Below are 18,057 nucleotides of genomic sequence, written 5' to 3'. Positions count from 1 at the left end.
CCTACAGGCTACCGTAGGTTGGGTTGAGCGCAGCGACGCCCAACAGTGTTTGCCTCGGCACCGGCATGTTGGGCTTCGACGATGGAGCCTTCTCAGCCCAACCTACGGTCGATAGCGGCCAAGCCTTAACGCCCTAGTTTGCGCAACTCGTCCGACTCCACCACCCGTACGCCTTGGCTTTCTTCCAGGGCCAGGCGCCACAGGGCGCGGGCCAGGACAGCGGCTTCGATGCCGTGCCATTTGCCGGGTAGCCACTGTGAGAGCGGGGCGGCCAGGCGTTCGCCCAGGCGCTCTTCCGGGCGCTGGCCGATCAGCAGCGACGGCCGCGCCAGGGTCAGCTGCGTCCAGCCCTGGGCGCGCAGGGCTTCTTCCAGTTCGCCCTTGACCTTGTTGTAGAAGATCGAGGACTGCGAATCGGCGCCGATGGCGCTGACCACGATGTAGTGCCGCGCGCCCAGTTCCAGGGCGCGCTGACCGACCGCCAGGGGCAGGCCGTAATCCACGGCGCGAAAGGCCGCTTCGGAGCCGGCCTGTTTCATGGTAGTGCCCAGGCAGCAGAAGGCCACGTCCAGTGGGCCTTCCAGCGTCGGCAGCAGGCTGTTGAGGTCGCCCACCGGGTTGTCCAGCCGAACGTGCTCCGCCAGCGGGCGGCGGGTCGGCGCCAGCACCCGCGGTACCGTCGGCTCATTGAGGAGGCGGTCGAGCAGGTGTTCGCCGGTCAGGCCGGTGGCGCCGGCGATGAGGGCATGCTGAGGCGTCAGGTACACGGGGCTCTCCTTGTAGCGGCGACCGCTGATGTCAGGTTGGACCTCAGGCGTTCCGGTTGTTCGTCAACGTCCCAGGCAAAGGTGGCACTCAGCGACTCGCGCGCCAGGCGCGCCACTTCTGCAGCACGGCGGGTGGTGCCCAGAGCTGGGGTTCGGATGGGTCGAAGCCTTCGGTCTTCTCGCGCACGGCCACGGTGTCGCGGGCGCGCTGGAAAGCCTGCTCGGGATCGTCGGTGTGCTGGAAGGCCTCGGCGAACAGCGCACGACCGAAATAGGTGAAATCGGCTTCGTCGGTGCAGCCGAAGGAGGTGCGATCAGCCTTGGAGGCGGTCATCACCAGGGTATGGTCGTCCTGCAACTGTGGGATGAAGCCACCGCTGTAGCAGCTGGAGACGATGATCAGCTTGTCGCGCCCGCGCAGGGGCGCGAGCAGCCGGCCCAGTTCCGCCGCCGGCAGGCTGGAGAGGTCCAGGCCCGGCTGGTCGAGCACCAGTTGATGGTCGGCCGAGCCATGGCTGGTCAGATAGATGAGGATCAGGTCTTCGGGACCAGTACGCTGGGCCAGGGCCTGCAGGCTCTGGTAGAGGTTCTCGCGGGTGGCCAGCGGATGGTCGCTGCGGATGTCCTTGGCGTTGATCAAATGGACGACATCGCGGGCGCCCCAGGTGGTGGTGAGGAAGTTGGCCACGTAGTTGGCTTCACGCTGGAACACGCCCTGACCGCCGTCGCCAGCCAGGACCAGGCCATAGAGCTCGGTGGCGGGAGTGGAGGCCGGGATCTGCTGCAGCTCCTGATCGAGCACCTTGCCCTGGTCGAGCAGGCCGCGCTCCAGGGGATCGGCGATGTATTGCCCCTGGTCGTCGCGGATGCGCTTGCCGCCTTCCCAGAGACCCCGTTCGAGCTGGCCGTCGGCCCGGGTCAGCACGCCCATGCCGGCATAGACGCCATCGGCGAAGTTGCCGCGGTAGACACTGGCGTCGCTGTTAGTGAGCACGCCCTGACCGTCGAATTTCCAGTTGCGGAAGGCGCCGCGGTACTGGCTGCCATCGCTGCCGACGAATTCGCCGTTGCCGGTCAGCTCACCCGCGCTGAAGCGACCGCGCCAGAGGTCGCCCCCGGCGCTGCGATAGACGCCGGCACCCTCGAACTGGTCGTCGACGAATTCGCCGTCATAGCGATCGCCGCCTGGCTCCTGCCACTGGCCAACCCCATTGAGGTGGCCGTCGTTGAAGGTGCCGATGGTCTGGGTCCCGTCGCTGTCCAGCTTGGAGCCCTGACCCTGCATGCGGCCATTGACGAAGCTGCCGTGGTATTCCCAGCCGCTGCTGCTGATCAGATTGCCCTGGCCGTGGTAGAGGCCGCGGCGAAAGGTGCCCTGGTAGTAGGTACCGTCGGCGAACTGCTGCTCGCCCGGACCCTCGGCCAGGCCGTCCTTGAAGCGCCCCTTGAGCCAGTTGCCATTGGGCCACTCGATGCGACCGCTACCGTTGAGCAGACCGCTGACGATCTCGCCGGTATAGACCCCGCCATCGGGCAACCTCACGCTGCTCGCGTTGGGCGCCGCCTGGGCGACGCAGGTCGCCAGCAGCAGCGCGGCGAGGGCGAGACGGTTCAGGAGGGTGCTCATAGGTGGGGTCGGCGGGCGCCCTAGCGCGCCTCGAGCCGGACCAGATGACGCTCCAGCGTCGCGGAGTAGGGTTCCAGGAGACGCTCCACGCAGCTGGCCCCGGCGGGGCTGGCGATGGTGCGGATGCGGGCACGCTTACGCAGCAGCTCGTCCTCGGCGATGCTCTGCTCGACCAGCAGCAGGTTGCGACTGTGGCGGCTCAGTGACTGGGCATTGCGTACGGTGGTGTTGTCGAGCAATTGGGCAAGCTCCAGGCCAGCGAGGCGTTCGCCCTGCGTCAGACCCAGCTGCAGCTGCAGGGTTGCACCGCTGCCGACCACTTCCACCTGCAGCGCATGACCCAGGGCGCGCATGATCTCGCCACAGCAGAGGGCGCGAGTCAGGTAGTCGTCGTCGTCGCTGCGCTCGTGGAAGAGGATCAGGCTGCCGCCGTCCTTGAGGGTATGCAGTTCGCCGTCATAGAGCTCGGTGGCCTGCTGCAGGCAGTCGCGATAGCGCTCCAGCAGCTGCTCGAGGCGACTGCGCGGCAGCCGGCTGAGCTGGTCCTGGGCGCCCAGCTGGATGGCCAGCACCGCGGAGGTGACGATATCGGGCTCGGTGGGCACTACCGGGGCTGGCGTAGGTGGTGGCTCGGTGAAGGAGTCCGGCACCAGCTCGGCGAAGGCGTCGGCATCCAGCTCGCTGTCGGCCTCGGCGTTGGCCGCCGCCGGTTTGCGTACAGCCGGCTTGGCGGCGGCCTTGCGCGCGGGTGGTGGCTTGATGCTCAGGCCACCCTGCTCGTCGGCGAAGGGATCGTCGTCCTCGGTCACTTCCGCCTTGGGCGGTTTAGGCGGCTTGGGCGGCACCAGACGGCTCTGCAGCTGACGGGCCAGATCGCCCAGTTCGTCGAGCCGTCCCGCGCCCGGCGCGGGGTCATCGGGGTCGCGCAGCCAGACGCGCAGCTCCAGCAGCGGAGTCGACAGCTGGCGCCCGAGCCGCAGGCTGAGGATCAGGGTCAAGCCCAGCAGGATCAGTCCGAGCAGCCCCATGTTCTGCAGGCTGATCATCATCGGCTGCTGGAACTGGTCCATGTCCAGCGCCAGGCGCACCTGGCCGGCGGTGACGTCCTGAAAGCGGATCGGCGTGCTGTAGATGCCATCGGTGGCGGTCAACAGGCCCTGGCTCGGCCGGGTGCCGGACTCGGCCAGCACCCGGTTGTCGGGGCTGTAGACCGCGGCATGGGCGACCAGCGGATTACGCGCCAGGTTGCTCAGCAGCACATTGAGGCTGAGGTTGTCGTTGGCCACCAGCAACTCGGCGGCGGAGTTGGCCGTCTGGGTCACCAGGCTCTGGCCGACGGCGTCGGCCTGCTGCTGCATGGCATGGCGGAACTGCATGCTCATGATGCCGGCATAGATCACCAGGGCGGCAGCCACCAGCAACAGGCTGTGGGAAACGATGCGCAAGGCCACCGGCACACGACGCTGGCGCAGGGCTCGGTAGATCAGCAGGAAGAAATTATCGGGCTTGACGGTCGCGGGGCGGGTCACAGAAATCGTTTCTTTGGACAAAAAATGTTCGGCCAGTATAACCAGCGCGCCAGGGGCGCGAAAATGACGAATGCAGGGCTTCGCCCGCAAAAGAGGCCGGCGGTGGGCTCTCGCCGCCAGCCGGTGCCCATGGCTCGGCACCGCTGGAGCGAAAGGGTAGACTGCGCGCTTTTCCGCGAGGGTATCGCCATGCAAGACGTTATCGGGCTCCAGGCCGTGGGCACGCTGCCCGCCGATTGGTTGGCTGCCCTCACCGGCGCCCTGGCCGCGGCCGGTGCCAGGCTGGAATCGCTGCAGCAGCAAGGCCTGGACAACGGTGCTGCGGTGACCCTGCTGGTCAGCCCGGCCAGTGCCGGCGCTGCGCTGGTCCAGGCGCTGCAGGCGCTGGATCTGCAGGTGGCGCCCCTGGCACAGCCCGCGCCGGACACCGGCGAAGCCCATGTCCTGACGCTGATGGGCCGCAGCCTGGCCGATCTGCCGCTGACCCGGCTGGCCGCGCTGTGCCGGGAGCAGGGCCTGAACATCCACGCCATCCGCGCCCTGAGCGAGCCGGGCGCGACCGAACGCGCCGCCTTGGAGCTGCGCGTCGTCGGTGAACCGCACGAGGCCCAGGCCCTGCGCGCCGGACTGCTGGCGCTGGCCCAGGAAGGCCAGGCCGACATCGGCTGGCAACCCGACGACCTGCAGCGCCAGCACAGACGTCTGGCCGTGTTCGACATGGACAGCACCCTGATCCAGGCCGAGGTCATCGACGAGCTGGCAAAGGCCGCCGGTATCGGCGAGCGGGTGGCGGCCATCACCGAGCGGGCCATGCGCGGCGAGATCGACTTCCGTGCCAGCTTCACCGAGCGCATGGCCCTGCTGCAGGGCCTGTCCGAAGAGGTGCTGGCAGACATCGGTGCCGGCCTGCGCCTGACCGAGGGCGCCGAGCGCCTGTTCGCCGAACTGAAGCGGTTGGGCTACAAGACCGCCATCCTCTCCGGCGGCTTCACCTATTTCGCCCGCCAGGTGCAGGCCCGGCTGGGGATCGACTACGTCTATGCCAACGAATTGGAGATCGTCGATGGCAAGCTGACTGGCCGCGCCGTCGAACCCATCGTCGATGCCCAGCGCAAGGCCGATCTGCTACGGGAACTGGCCAGCCGTGAAGGCCTGGAGCTGGAGCAGACCATCGCCGTGGGCGACGGCGCCAACGACCTGCCGATGCTGGCCCTGGCCGGCCTGGGCGTGGCCTTTCGCGCCAAGCCGCTGGTGCGCCAGTCCGCGCGCCAGTCCATCAGTGTGTTGGGGCTGGATGGCGTGCTCTATCTGCTGGGCGTGGAGGATCGTCTTACCCAGGGCTGAGTCTCCCATCGCGGTCCGCCGATGCGGCCGCTCCTACGTTTACCTCGAGCATTCGTAGGAGCGGCCCATGGCCGCGATGCACCTAGTTCAATCAGGATCGCCGCTACTCGGCCTGGAACTCGTAGTCCATCGCCTGGCTGGGCTCCTGCAGGTAATAGCCCTGGATGAAGTGCACCCCGACCTGCCACAGCTGGGCCAGCACGCTGGCGCTCTCGACGAAAGGCGCGATGGTCTGGACATTCTGGGCGCTGAGGTCGGCGACCATGGCCTTGAGGCGCTCCTGATGGTCCGGTTGCCCCAGGTCCTTGATCAGCTTGCCCGACAGCTTGACGTAGTCGGGCACCAGAAAACGCAATGCGGCGAGTGGTTGATCGCCGCTGGCGAAACCGCTGAGGGTGATCGGATGGCCCTGGCGGCGTAGCCGCTGCGCCATGGCCAGGGCCTGCTCCGGCTGGGCCAGCAGGTCTTCTTCGCTCACCTGGAAGATAACCGCCTCGGCGTCCAACTGCTGCGCCTCCAGTGTCTTGCTCAGCCAGGGCAGTAATTCCAGGTCGCCCAGGGTGGCGCCCGAGAGGTGCACGAAGATGCGGGTGCCATGGCCACGGGCACGGTGCTCGCCAAGCTGGCGCACCGCCTGGTGGATCACCCAGCGATCGATCTGGCCGCTCAGGCCACTGTCACGCGCGGTGCGGGCGAATTCGGCTGGAGAGACTTCCTCGCCCTGGGGGTTGATCAGTCGCAGGAGGGCCTCGTAATACTCATGGCTGCTGCCACGCAGGCCGATCACCGGCTGGAACAGCAGGCGGAAGCCGTTCTGCTGCAGCGCCTGCTTGACCATGGCCACCAGATTGCCGCGATTGGCTGCGGCGGCCAGCTCTTCCTGCGGATCGTAGCGCTTGCAGGCGTTGCCGCCGCGCTGGGCGACCTGGCGGGCGGAGCGGTGCGCGCGGTCCACCAGGTCGCCCGCGCTCTTGGCATGGGTGTCCAGGCCGACCACGCCGATGGAGTAGCTGATGGCCAGGTTACGCCCAGCCAGGGCCAGGGGCTTCCGCTCCTGGCGACCGAGCAGGCGCTCGAAGGTGGTGTCGAGGCTGGCATCGGCCGCCTGCGGCAGCAGGGCGGTAAAGGCGTCGTCGGCGAAGCGCGAGAGGGTGACCAGGGTGCCGAAGTGCTCGCGCAGGCGCTCCGCCAGGGCGACCAGCAATTCGTCCATGGCGTCTATGCCGAGCTCGGCCAGCAGCGTCGGATAGCGGTCGATGCTCAGGTAGGCGAAGCTGGCCGGTGCTCCCAGTCGGGCGCGCTCCAGGGCATCCTCCAGCAGGTCGAGCATGCGGCTGCGATTGAGCAGGCCGGTCAGGGTGTCCTGGAAGCGCACCTCGCGCAGCTGCTCCTCGAGGGCCTCGGCCGCGGGGGCCACGCGCGCTTCCCGCAGGTGCAGCTGCACGCAGGGTTCGTCGAGATAGATGGCCGGCGTCAGACGCAGGCGCAAGTCGATGGTACTGCCGTCGTGGCGGACGCCTTGGCAGTCCAGTTCCCGCGGGCTGGGGTCGTCACGCAGCTGGCGGAAGGCGTCGCGCAGCGCCGGCTGGTCCGCCGCGGCGATCAGATCCATCAGCGGGGTAATTTCCAGATCGTCTGCGGACGGATAGCCCAGGAGCTCCACATAGGCCAGGTTGACGTGGATGTGCAGGCCGTCATGGACATAGGCGACCGCATCCACCGCGTTGGCCAGCAGCAGCTGGCAGCGCTGTTCGGCTTCGGCCAGGGCCTGTTCCAGGCGTCGGCGCTCATGACGATCGGCCAGATTGCCCAGTTCGCGCAGGCTGGCCAGCAGCAGGTGCTCGTCGTTGTCACTGGCAATGGCATCCCGTGCCCCCTGGCGCAGGGCGGTCAGCACTGCCTCTGAATCACCTGGGGCCACCCGCTGGATGATCGCGAGGTGTGGCACCTGGTGACGCAGCCGTTGGAGCACGGCGTGGCTGTCGAGCTCGGGGGACGGTGGGGCTAGGATGGCAAGGTCCCAGGACTGGGACAGGAGTTCGTCGAGACCGGCGGGATCGGCAAGGCGCTGGGCCCGCGCTGCCCGTCCGGCATTGCGGAACAGGCTGACCAGGCGTTCCGCCTCGTTCTGCGATGCTTCGAGCAGCAACAGGCGGATCGCGCTGTGTTCGGCAGCCATGGTCTACTCGCGCCCTGGCGATAACGATAATCCCTGGAAGCTACAGAGACTTCCACAACGAGTCAAAGTCTTCTTCCTGGCGCATGCCGCCGCCAGAGCTACCGCCATTGGCCTGGGCGTTGCTCTGCTCCAGCAGGTGGTATTCGAAGACGCTGAAGCTGACGGTCATGCTGCGGCGCCGGTCGAGCATGCCGCGCTGCTCGTTGCCCTGCTGATTGATCTGCACCTTGCTGCCTTCCTGGAAGGGCAGGCGCGGCGCGATCAATGTCGGCGCCTGGTCGATGGCCTTGATCTCGGGCAGCAGCAGCGCCCGCAGGTACTGGCTGTTCTGCTCGGCCTTGCGCAACAGTTGCAGCCCGCAGGGGCGTGCGGTAGGCGCCAGCAGTTCGACACCCATATGGGTACCACTGCCCGGCACCTGGCGTACCCAGCGCACCACTGCCGGGCCCCAGTTGTGATCGTCGGGCAGGCGCACGCCAAGCAGCTCGCCCGCCTGCAGCTGCTCAGGTACTTCGCCGCTCCAGCTAAGGCAATAGCCGCCCGGACTGTGGTTGACCACCTGCACCGCATGGATCGGAAAGGCCGGGCTGGCCGTCTCGCCTTCGCCCGGCAGGACGTCGTAGTGGATTTCTTCCAGGTTCTCGGCATCCCAGTCCAGGGCGTCCGGTGCGCGGGGGGCGGCATCGAAGGCCTGCGACCAGACGTCTTCCTTGGGCTTGGGTGCGAAGGTTTCCGGCGCCGCCACGGCGGACAGCCGCAGGGTGTCGGCGAACACCTGGCCACCCGCGAGCTGGTAGTGCAGGGCGCTCATGCCGATGCAGACCTGCACCTGGCCCTGACCGGGCATGCGTTGGAAGGCGCGATCCGCCTCCTGGCCCCAGGCGCCCACCAGGTGTTGCAGCAGGTCCAGGGACAGATCGCCGTGCACCGGCAGTCGGGCACGCGGCCGTTGTTCCGGGGCCAGGGCGAGGTAGTCTTCGATGGCCTGGACCAGTTGTTGCGGCGCCAGGCCCAGCAGGCCGCTGAGATTGGCTTCGCGTAGCAGCGAGCGATAGCGCGGCGGGGCGTCGATCTGTGGCGCCACCACCATCAGGGTGCCGTTCTGCTCGGGGGCCTGCAGGCGGACCAGATTGGCCCAGTCGTCCAGGTGAAGCGTCAACTGGGCGATGTGGCTCTGGCGCAGCTGGTTGCAACGCGCCGCGCCGAACAGCAGGGCGGCGCAATAGGCCTGGGTGATGGTCTGGCTGCCGTCGCCGGGCAGCAGCTCATCGCGAACCTTCTGATTGTGCAGGCCGGTGGTCACGGCCAGCCGATAGAGCTGATGCAGCTCCAGCCAGAGGTTGTCGTGGACCGGCGTATAGAGCTGCGCGGCGCGGATCAGGGGCCCGAGCAGCGCCCGCAGGGCACGCTGGATGGCCATGGCGAGCAGGGCGCTGCGTTCGCCACGCTCGCTTTCCTCGACCACGATCAGCTTGTAGCCGGCAGCCAGCAGGTTCTGCAGCGCCTGGCAGAGATTGGCCACCTTGCGCGAGCGTTCGTCGAGCACGATGGCCTGGTTCAGCACATGGCGCTCGAGCAGCTGGCAGACCCGCTGCACGTCCGGGCGCAAGGCCTCGAGCAGGCGCAGGCGGGCCTCTGGCGTCAGGATCAGCCGGTTGAGTTCGAGCAAGCCCTGATAGAGCAGGCGGGCGAACTCGCCCAGCTTGGCCCGTGGTAACTGTTCCAGCCAGCGCTTGAGGCCGGCCGGCGTGGCGTCACAGAACGTCAGGCTGCGCTGATCGGGCGTGGGTACCCGCAACATGAGCTGTGGCCTCTTGCTATCCATTCGCCGCACGCACTCCTGTTTCGATGGGCAATAAACCGCGCATCTAGGCTAGAGGCCTTGGCTCGGAAACGGTGGTCAAGGGGGCGGGCGTGGTCGGAACCCCCAAAAGTTGCCCCATGTTGACGGTAGACAGCGCGCCGAGTTCAGCGGACCAATTCACCGCCTCCGGACCGAACAGCACGATGGCGGTGGAGCCCAGTTTGAAGCGACCCAACTCGTCGCCCGTGCGCAGGGTGATGGGCGCACGAGCCGCTTCGTCGTAGGCGAAACGCTTGAGTTCACGCTTGGGCGGGGTGACCAGACCGGCCCAGACCGTCTCGATGCTGGCGACGATCATGGCGCCGACCAGGATGACCGCCATGGGGCCCACGGCGGTGTCAAAGATGCAGACCACCCGCTCGTTGCGGGCGAACAGCTCGGGCACGTTCTCGGCGGTGAGCTGATTGACCGAGAAGATGCGTCCGGGCACATAGACCATCTCCTTCAGAGTGCCGGTGAGCGGCATGTGCACCCGGTGGTAGTCCTTGGGCGACAGATAGATGGTGGCGAAATGACCGCCCATGAAGGGCGCGGCGCGTAGGCCGTCGCCGCCTAGCAGCTCCAGCAAGCTGTAGCTGTGCCCCTTGGCCTGGAAGATGCGGCCATGCTCGATGCGACCGAGCTGGCTGATGGCGCCGTCGCTGGGGCTGACCACCACGCCGGGCTCGGCTGGCAGCGGGCGGGCACCGGGCTTGAGGGCACGGGTGAAGAAGGCGTTGAAGTTCTCGTAGGCGGTCGGGTCTTCCACCTGCGCCTGGCGCATGTCCACGTCGTAGTGACGGACGAACCAGCGGGTCAGCAGGTTCTTGAACCAGGGCGCGCGGCACTCGGCGAAACCGCCGACCACCCGCGACAGCAGGTGGTGCGGCAGCAGGTGCTGGGCCAGGATGAACAGTCGGTCTTGCAGTTTCATGAGAGGTCCTTGGCAGTCATTCGATGGGCGTGTCGGGGTGGTTGCCCCATTCGCCCCAGGAGCCGGCATAGGCTTTGACACGCGGATAGCCCAGGGCCTTGGCCGCGAGATAGGTGAAGCCGGATCGGTGATGGGTCTGGCAGTGGGTAATGACTTCCTTGTCGCGAGTGATGCCCAGGCGCTCCAGTTCGGCGGCCAGGTCCTCACGGATGCGCAACTGGCGCGCAGCGTCCATGCCGGCGGTCCACTCGAAGTTGATCGCCCCGGGGATATGCCCGCCACGGGCGGTCAGCACCTTCTCGCCGCGATACTCGTCGGCGCCGCGGGCGTCCCAGATCGCCAGGTCCTCGGCGCCGAGCCGGCTCTGCAGGTAGGCGCGACTGGCGGTGGGCTCCTCGTGCAGGGTCAGGGGGACCGGGCTGCCGACCGGGGCAGGGATATCGGTGCTCAGCGGCAGGCCGGCGGCGATCCAGCCCTGGCGACCGCCGTTGAGGTAGTGATAGTGACCGTGACCGATGACGTCGAGCAGCCAGATGAAACGTCCGGCCCAGCCACCGCCTTCATCGTCATAGACCACATAGACGGCTTCGGGGCGCTGGCCCAGTTCGCCGAACAGCTGTTCCAGGTCAGCCTGGGCGGGCAGCAGGCCGGGCGCCGGCTTGGTGCCCAGCTGGGTGCGGGCGGGCGCGACATGGCGCGCGCCGGGCAGATGCCCCTCGGCATAGTGGGCGGCGCTGCTGAGATCCACCAGGATGAGTTCGGGCGCATCCAGGCGCGCCGCGAGATCGGTCGGCTCGATCACCAGGGGCAGGGCGGAAAAGGGCATCACAGATTTCCCGTCGGTCCGTAGCAAAGGTGAAGTGTACCGAGGTTGACCGGCCAGCGTCAGGTCGGTCGCACCCTGGAACGATTGGCAAAGGTGGCGATGGCGCGCTCGATGCAGGTGAAGGTCTTGTCCAGCGCGGCGGTTCGCCGCGGGTCCGCCGGCTCCAGTTCGCTGTCCAGGATCGCCAGCAGTACCACCCGTTCGCCAAAACCCAGGCTGCGCAGCCAAAGCCGCTCATTGCTGAACAACCGGCGCAGATCGGCCGGCAGGTGCGGGGCGAACCGCGTGCGATTGCCGGCGTCGATGCGCAGCTGGCCGGGGCTGCCAAACAGCTTGGCCAGCAGGGGATGGCTGGCGATATCCAGTTGCAGGCCGGGGGCGTCGTCCAGGCCGTGATGCAACTGGACATTGCCCTTCTGGCCATTGCGATCCGGGGTCAGCAGCAGCAGCCGAGGCAGGCCGCAGGCCACCAGGGCCTGGCGGGCGCAATCGAACAGTTGCGGCAGGGTGGCGAAGGCACTGGGGGTGTGCAGCAGTTGTTCGCAGAGGCCACGCCAGCGTTGCGCCTGGCTTTCGCCTGCGACCTGCACCTTGGGCACCGGTCGCAGGCGGCGCTCGCCCGGTGGCCAGAGCAGCCCTTCGGCGGGATGCCAGAGACCAGGCCGGGCATGGCGCCGGGCGTCCTGCACCGCGAGTTCGTGGCTGCGACTCTGCACCCGCGCCAGGGGCAGCTGGAGATAAAGGGCGCTAAAGCGTTGCCAGCGCAGGGTATGGGCACCGTCCCAGGCGTGGTGGCTCGCCAGGGCCAGACCATTGGCGAGAAGGATGGTGTTGCCTGGATGGGTCAGCCAGCGCCGTAGATTGGGATCCTCGTCGAGTCGCTGCTGGTGCTGCAGGGGATCCTCGTCATGGGCGATATGCAGTGCCCTCACCAGCTGGCGACGATCCTCGTCCAGCAGGCGGTAGCCTTCCACGATCCAGTCGGGCAACTGCCAGTGACGGGCCAGCGCCTGGCACAGGCGAATCGCCGGTACGCCCAGCAGCTCGCGCTCGACCTTCGGCGCCGGTTCGCCTTCGCCCAGCACCCGGCGTTCCCACTCCTCGAAGAGTTCGGGGTAGCGGGTCACCAGCGGCCAGAGCGGCGCCAGGAAAAGCAGGGCGGCCAGGCGGATGTCCGGCCACAGCCGCGCCAGGGGTACGCCGAACAGGCCCATTCCCAGCGTCATGGCGTGCTGGCTCACCAGGCACAGCTGCCGCAGCGGCCGCGGCAGGCGCTCCTCGGACAGGGTGGGCTGGCGAGCGATCAGGTATTCCGCCGGGCCCAGGCCGACGCGGCCGAGCACGGCTTCGAGGCTGGCCGCGGGATCGCCAAGGCTGGCATGGCCGCGATTGGCCTCGCGCAGCAGGGCCAGCGCCAGTGGCGGTGATTCGCAGAGACGCTCGGCGATTTCATGCAGCGCCAGACGGCCATCGGCCAGGCTGCGGCGCAGGCGCTCCGCGGTGGCGGTCGCCACCGGCAGGCGCACGCCTTCCAGATGTTTGACCCAGTCTTCGACGGTGTTTGGGCGGCTGGACATACTACGGTCGCCTCGAAATTTGATGAAAGGCCTTCAGTCCGGGGCGCCGGGTCCGATAAAGGGGGCGTGAGGGTGAATCCCCGGCTCAATTTTCCTTAGCACACAGTATTCCCAACCATGGCAAAAATCATCGGCATCATCGTGATATTCGCGGCTGTCCTCGGCGGCTACATCCTCGCGCATGGCAAGATCGCCGCGATCATCCAGCCGCTCGAGGTCCTGATCATCGGCGGTGCCGCCCTGGGGGCCTTTCTGCAGGCCAACCCCGGCAGCACCTTCATGCAGGTGTTCAAGAAGTCGCTGAAAATGTTCGGCAATCGCTTCACCCACGCCTTCTACATGGACGTGCTCAAGCTGCTCTACGAAATCCTCAACAAGAGCCGGCGCGAGGGCATGATGTCCATCGAGGCGGACGTCGAGGATCCCAAGGCCAGTCCGATCTTCAGCAAGTTTCCGAACATCCTCAAGGACGAGCGGATGACTGCCTACATCGCCGACTACCTGCGGCTGATGTCCTCCGGCAACATGGCGCCCCACGAGCTGGAAGGCCTGTTCGACATGGAGCTGGCGGGCATCAAGGAGGATCTGGAACATCCCTCCCACGCCGTGTCCCGCCTCGCCGACGGCCTGCCCGGCTTCGGTATCGTGGCCGCGGTACTGGGCATCGTGATCACCATGGGCATGCTTGGCGAGGGTGACCAGGCGGCCATCGGGGGCCACGTGGGCGCGGCGCTGGTAGGTACCTTCCTCGGCATTCTCGCGGCCTACGGCTTCTTCGGCCCGCTGGCGACCTGCCTGGAGCACGACGCCAAGGAAGAACTCAACGTACTGGAGGCCATCAAGGCCTGCCTGGTGGCCGCCGCCAGCGGCATGCCGCCCACCGTCGCCGTGGAATTCGGTCGCAAGGTGCTGTTCCCGGCGCACCGGCCGTCCTTCAGTGAACTCGAGCAGGCGATGCGGGGCAGCTGATGGACAACAACCAGCCGATCATCGTCAAGCGCATCAAGAAGAGTGCCGCCGGTCACCACGGTGGCGCCTGGAAGATCGCCTTTGCCGACTTCGCGACCGCCATGATGGCGTTCTTCCTGGTGCTCTGGCTGATGTCCTCGGCCACCCCCGAGCAGAAGAAGGCCATCGCCGGCTACTTCCAGGACCCGATCGGCTTTACCGAGAGCGCCAGTCCCTATGTCATCGACCTGGGCGGTACCCCGACCCCGGCGCCCGATCGCACCCTGAACCCCGAGATCCAGGCGCAACCGGATTCGACCCAGAACAAGGTCAATCCGGACATGCAGGAGCGTGCCGATCCCAACGAGTCCAATCGCGTCGAGCCCGACCCCACCCAGGCGCTCGATCCGTCCGACAAGCGCCAGCCCAACGACGCCGCGCAGCAGCAGAAGGATGCTGCCAACCAGGCGAAGATGGATCCGAGCCAGGCGGAAAAACTCGCCGAGCAGGTCGAGAAGGAGCGCCTGGAGCTGCTGCTGCAGGAGTTGCAGAACAAGATCGAGCAGAATCCTGAGCTGCAGAAGTTCAAGGACCAGATCCTGCTGGAGATCACCCAGGATGGCCTGCGCATCCAGATCGTCGACGCCGACAACCGGCCGATGTTCGACTCCGGCAGTCCGCGGCTGAAGTCCTACTTCGAGGACATCCTGCTGGCCATGGCCGACACCATTCGCCAGGTCCCGAACAAGATCAGCATCAGCGGCCATACCGATGCGGCGCGCTACAACGGCAAGGGCGATTTCAGCAACTGGGAGCTGTCCGCCGGCCGGGCTAACGCAGCGCGGCGGGCACTAATCGCGGGCGGCTATCCGGAAGACCAGGTGGCGCGGATCGTCGGCTATGCCTCTTCGGCACCCTTCGATCGCGAGCATCCGCTCAATCCGGTCAACCGCCGCATCGACATCATCGTGCTGACCAAGAAGGCGCAACAGGCCATCGAAGGACGGGCTGGGGGCAATCAGGCACCCAAGCCCGCGGCCGGCTCAGCGCCAGCCGCCAGTCGGAGCGGAGTCTCCAGTGGCGGCGTTTCCGCCACCGGCAACCTGGCCCAACCTATCAATAACGCGGCTTTCAAGCAGCAGGTCAATGCCTTCGATGCCGGCGTCATCCAGGGCAAGCCCTGAGCGGCGGCCCCGATCGATAGGAAAATTCGCTGCTAGCGTTCGGTTTTTTCGTCCGTTGCGGCCTGGATGGGTCGTTATGCTGCAGGGGTTTCATGCTGGATCGGGCACCTTGCGCCTTGGCGCGCGGTCTCTCGATCTCCGATTCCCTTGCAGGAGCCTCCCGATGAGCAACGCCTTTATCGACACCATCAAGCGCCGCCGTAGCCAATACGCGCTGGGCAAGAACCTGCCGCTGGCCCAGGATCAGGTCACCGCGCTGATCCAGGACGCGGTCAAGCTGTCGCCGTCCGCCTTCAACTCGCAGAGCTCGCGGGCGGTGATCCTGTTCGGCGCCGAGAGCGACAAGTTCTGGGGCTTCGTCATGCAGGCGCTGCGGCAGATCGTGCCGGCCGACGCCTTCGCCGCTACCGAAGGCAAGATCAACAGCTTCTCGGCCGGCGCCGGCACCGTGCTGTTCTACGAGGATCGGCATGTCGTTGCCGGCCTGCAGGACAAGTATCCCGCCTATGCCGACAACTTCCCCATCTGGTCGGAGCAGGCCAGCGGCATCGCCCAGTTCTCGGTGTGGACCGCCCTGGCCAATGCCGGCATCGGTGCCAGCCTGCAGCACTACAATCCGCTGCCCGACGCCCTGACCGCTGCCGAGTGGCAATTGCCCGACACCTGGCACCTGCGCGCCCAGATGCCCTTCGGCTCCAACGAAGGCGACTTCCCCGAGAAGGGCTTCATGGACGATGCCGAGCGTTTCCGCGTCTTTGGCTGATAGTCGTCGATCGATAAAAAACGCCGGGCTTGCCCGGCGTTTTCGTCAGTAGCGCGATTCGCCTTCCAGGCTAGCCAGGATATGCCGGTAACTGGCCATTCGCTGCGGATGGATATCACCGCGTTCCAGGGCGGCGAGCAGGGCGCAGCCGGGTTCGCGCTCGTGCTTGCAGTCGCGAAAGCGGCAGTGGCCCAGGTAGTCGCCGAATTCCTTGAAGCCAGCCTCGACGTCGTCGCGGCTGACGTGGCTGAGGCCGAATTCGCGGATGCCGGGCGAATCGATCAGGTCGCCGCCATCGGGGAAGTGGAAGAGCCGGGCGGTGGTGGTGGTGTGGGTACCCTTGTTGGTCAGCTCGGACAGCGGCCCGACGCGCGTATCGACGCCCGGCAGCAGGGCGTTCACCAGCGACGACTTGCCCACGCCGGATTGGCCGACGAAGACACTGACGTGCTCATCCAGGGCGCTCTTGAGCTGGTCCATGCTCAGGCCGTTGTGGGCCGACACCTCCAGCAGCGGATAGTCCAGCTCGCGGTAGATGCCCAGCAGGTCGTCCAACGCCGCGCCGTTGTGCTCGTCGATCAGGTCGGCCTTGTTGAGCAGCAGCAGCGGCTGGATGCCGGCATGCTCGGCGGCCACCAGGTAGCGGTCGATGAGATTGGCGTGGGGCGTGGGCAGCGGGGCGAAGACGATCACCAGGCGGTCGACGTTGGCCGCCACCGGCTTGAGCTGACCGCGCATGTCCGGCCGGCAGATCTCCGAACGGCGCGGCAACTGGGCGACGATGACGCCATTGCCCTGGATGCCGGCGCGAAACACCACCTGGTCGCCCGTGACGAGAGTCGGCAGGTTGGCGCGCAGGTGGCAGCGCTGCAGCCGACCTTCGCCATCTTCGACCTCCACCTGAACGCCGAAGTGGGCGATCACCTGGCCCTGTTGTTCCGGGCCCAGATCGCCGCCTTCCAGTTCGTCGACCAGCTTGGATTCGCGCTTTTCCGCGCGAGCAGCGCGTTCAGTCTGGATTTTTTCGATCCGCCAGCTCTGGCGACGGGTCAGGTGGCGTTTGGCCATGGGAAGTCCGCAGGTTTCAGGGTCGAGGAGTCTAGCATTGGCCGCCTCTCGCGGATTACCTAAACTTGGCACACCTCGTCGCTCTGGAGCCCCCATGCTGGCCCATCTCGCCTCGCGCTATCCCCTGTTGCTGGCCGTGCTGGTGCAACTGGCCGCCTTGGTGCTGGCGGTCGTCGGTATCCGACTGTGGGCCGGCTTCACCGGCCAGCGGCCGTCGCTGCTGCTGCTGGTATGCCTGCAGGCGGTGCTGGCGGCGCTGCTGGGCGAGCGCCTGGGCCTGGCGCGCTGGTGGGTCTTCATCAATCTGCTGTTCGCTCCGGCGCTCTACCTGGTCAGTGGTCGCGGCCTGTCGGCGGGTATCGCCGCGCTCGGCTTCCTGCTGCTGCTGTTGCTGAACTGGAACAGCCTGCGCGAGCGGGTGCCGCTCTATCTCACCGGACGCCAGACCCGCGAGCGGCTGGCCGAACTGCTCGCCGAGCGCGAGCCGACCTTTCGCTTCGTCGACCTCGGCTGCGGCCTGGGCGACACCCTGGTCGACCTGTCACGGCGCTTTCCGCAGGCCACCTTCGTTGGCGTGGAGACGGCGCCGCTTAGCTTCGCCCTGGCCTGGCTGCGCTGCCTGCCGCGGCGCAACTGTCAGGTGCGCTATCGCGATCTCTGGCGGGTGGAGCTGGGCGAGTTCGACGTCGTCTACTGCTTTCTCTCCCCGGCGCCCATGCCGCGCCTGGGCGACAAGGCTCGCACGGAGCAGCGGGCCGGCAGCTGGCTGATCAGCAACACCTTCGAGATACCCGGCCAGCCAGCGGACAGGGTGCTGGAAGTAGGCGATCTGCGCGGCAGCCGGCTGCTGCTCTGGCGCCGGTAGGTGCGCGGCAGGCGCGCTGCTACACTGGTGCCATCATCAAGGAGTTCACCATGACCACCCCCAATCCGCAGCACCTGATCTGGATCGACCTGGAAATGACCGGCCTGGATCCGGATCGGGACGTGATCATCGAGATGGCCACCATCGTCACCGACAGCGATCTCAATGTGCTGGCCGAGGGGCCGGTGCTGGCCATCCATCAGTCGGACGAGATTCTGGCCGGCATGGACGAGTGGAACACCCGTCAGCACGGTGGTTCGGGGCTGACCCAGCGGGTGCGCGAGAGCACCGTCGATACCGCCCAGGCCGAGGCCCTGACCCTGGAATTCCTGCAGCAGTGGGTGCCCAAGGGCAAATCCCCGATCTGCGGCAACAGCATCTGCCAGGATCGTCGCTTTCTCTATCGCCGCATGCCGGAGCTGGAAGCCTACTTCCACTACCGCAACCTGGACGTCTCCACCCTCAAGGAGCTGGCCGCGCGCTGGGCGCCCCATGTGCGTGACGGCGTGAAGAAAAGCGGCAGTCACCTGGCGCTGGATGACATCCGCGATTCCATCGCCGAACTGCGGCACTACCGCGAGCACTTCATCAAGGTCTAATGGC

The 18,057-nt window shown here is 67.0% G+C and carries 15 protein-coding genes; 6 read left to right on the top strand and 9 right to left on the bottom strand.

What is annotated here, in order from left to right; genetic code table 11:
- Positions 1-125 precede the first annotated feature (125 nt).
- The 3 genes from ACWPW1_RS20580 to ACWPW1_RS20570 form a co-directional block, all read right to left on the bottom strand.
- Positions 126-767 carry an oxidoreductase gene (locus ACWPW1_RS20580; protein ID WP_059316416.1) on the bottom strand — a complete coding sequence of 214 codons (642 nt, stop codon included), beginning with the start codon at positions 765-767 and terminating at the stop codon, positions 126-128.
- An 88-nt stretch (positions 768-855) separates the two neighbouring features.
- A complete protein-coding gene (locus ACWPW1_RS20575; RefSeq protein WP_454253866.1) occupies positions 856-2,394 on the bottom strand; it encodes a C13 family peptidase in 1,539 nt (512 codons plus the stop codon).
- A gap of 20 nt (positions 2,395-2,414) precedes the next feature.
- Positions 2,415-3,923, bottom strand: coding sequence for an AhpA/YtjB family protein (locus ACWPW1_RS20570; protein ID WP_454253865.1), 1,509 nt, complete (start codon positions 3,921-3,923; stop codon positions 2,415-2,417).
- A gap of 189 nt (positions 3,924-4,112) precedes the next feature.
- Between ACWPW1_RS20570 and serB the strand changes: the two genes are divergently transcribed.
- On the top strand, positions 4,113-5,267 hold the full coding sequence (serB, locus tag ACWPW1_RS20565) for a phosphoserine phosphatase SerB (protein WP_059316413.1): 1,155 nt from the start codon (positions 4,113-4,115) through the stop codon (positions 5,265-5,267).
- Between the two features lie 103 nt (positions 5,268-5,370).
- Here the strand turns inward: serB and ACWPW1_RS20560 are convergent, their stop codons facing one another.
- From ACWPW1_RS20560 to ACWPW1_RS20540, 5 genes are read right to left on the bottom strand one after another with little or no spacing between them, the layout of a single operon-like run.
- On the bottom strand, positions 5,371-7,446 hold the full coding sequence (locus ACWPW1_RS20560) for an EAL domain-containing protein (RefSeq protein WP_454253864.1): 2,076 nt from the start codon (positions 7,444-7,446) through the stop codon (positions 5,371-5,373).
- Between the two features lie 40 nt (positions 7,447-7,486).
- The gene (locus ACWPW1_RS20555) at positions 7,487-9,271 is read right to left on the bottom strand and encodes a molecular chaperone (protein ID WP_454253863.1); all 1,785 of its coding nucleotides are present in this window, start codon (positions 9,269-9,271) and stop codon (positions 7,487-7,489) included.
- Positions 9,272-9,314: 43 nt separating this feature from the next.
- A complete protein-coding gene (gene asd / locus ACWPW1_RS20550) occupies positions 9,315-10,223 on the bottom strand; it encodes an archaetidylserine decarboxylase (protein WP_454253862.1) in 909 nt (302 codons plus the stop codon).
- Between the two features lie 16 nt (positions 10,224-10,239).
- Positions 10,240-11,052 carry a rhodanese-like domain-containing protein gene (locus ACWPW1_RS20545; protein WP_454253861.1) on the bottom strand — a complete coding sequence of 271 codons (813 nt, stop codon included), beginning with the start codon at positions 11,050-11,052 and terminating at the stop codon, positions 10,240-10,242.
- A 56-nt stretch (positions 11,053-11,108) separates the two neighbouring features.
- Positions 11,109-12,626 (bottom strand): HDOD domain-containing protein, encoded by a 1,518-nt coding sequence (locus ACWPW1_RS20540; RefSeq protein WP_323149697.1) that lies wholly within the window; start codon positions 12,624-12,626, stop codon positions 11,109-11,111.
- A 117-nt stretch (positions 12,627-12,743) separates the two neighbouring features.
- On the opposite strand from ACWPW1_RS20540, the gene motA reads away from it, so the two are divergent.
- The 3 genes from motA (at position 12,744) to ACWPW1_RS20525 (ending at position 15,521) form a co-directional block, all read left to right on the top strand.
- Positions 12,744-13,595 (top strand): flagellar motor stator protein MotA, encoded by an 852-nt coding sequence (motA, locus tag ACWPW1_RS20535; RefSeq protein ID WP_059316407.1) that lies wholly within the window; start codon positions 12,744-12,746, stop codon positions 13,593-13,595.
- Positions 13,595-14,758, top strand: a complete 1,164-nt coding sequence (locus tag ACWPW1_RS20530) for a flagellar motor protein MotB (protein ID WP_059316406.1) — start codon at positions 13,595-13,597, stop codon at positions 14,756-14,758. Before motA ends, ACWPW1_RS20530 begins: the two co-directional genes overlap by 1 nt.
- 163 nt (positions 14,759-14,921) lie before the next feature.
- Positions 14,922-15,521, top strand: coding sequence for a nitroreductase family protein (locus ACWPW1_RS20525; RefSeq protein ID WP_454253860.1), 600 nt, complete (start codon positions 14,922-14,924; stop codon positions 15,519-15,521).
- Positions 15,522-15,566: 45 nt separating this feature from the next.
- Here ACWPW1_RS20525 and rsgA read toward each other — a convergent pair whose 3' ends face one another.
- Entirely contained in the window at positions 15,567-16,589 is a 1,023-nt protein-coding gene (gene rsgA / locus ACWPW1_RS20520) for a small ribosomal subunit biogenesis GTPase RsgA (protein WP_271653222.1), read from the bottom strand.
- Positions 16,590-16,683: 94 nt separating this feature from the next.
- Between rsgA and ACWPW1_RS20515 the strand changes: the two genes are divergently transcribed.
- Both ACWPW1_RS20515 and orn read left to right on the top strand, forming a co-directional pair.
- A complete protein-coding gene (locus tag ACWPW1_RS20515; protein ID WP_059316403.1) occupies positions 16,684-17,454 on the top strand; it encodes a class I SAM-dependent methyltransferase in 771 nt (256 codons plus the stop codon).
- A 50-nt stretch (positions 17,455-17,504) separates the two neighbouring features.
- Positions 17,505-18,053 carry an oligoribonuclease gene (orn, locus tag ACWPW1_RS20510; protein ID WP_059316402.1) on the top strand — a complete coding sequence of 183 codons (549 nt, stop codon included), beginning with the start codon at positions 17,505-17,507 and terminating at the stop codon, positions 18,051-18,053.
- Positions 18,054-18,057: the final 4 nt, after the last annotated feature.

The sequence above is a fragment of the Pseudomonas sp. Marseille-Q7302 genome (assembly GCF_965111925.1).
This window is presented reverse-complemented; position numbering and strand designations above follow the sequence as displayed.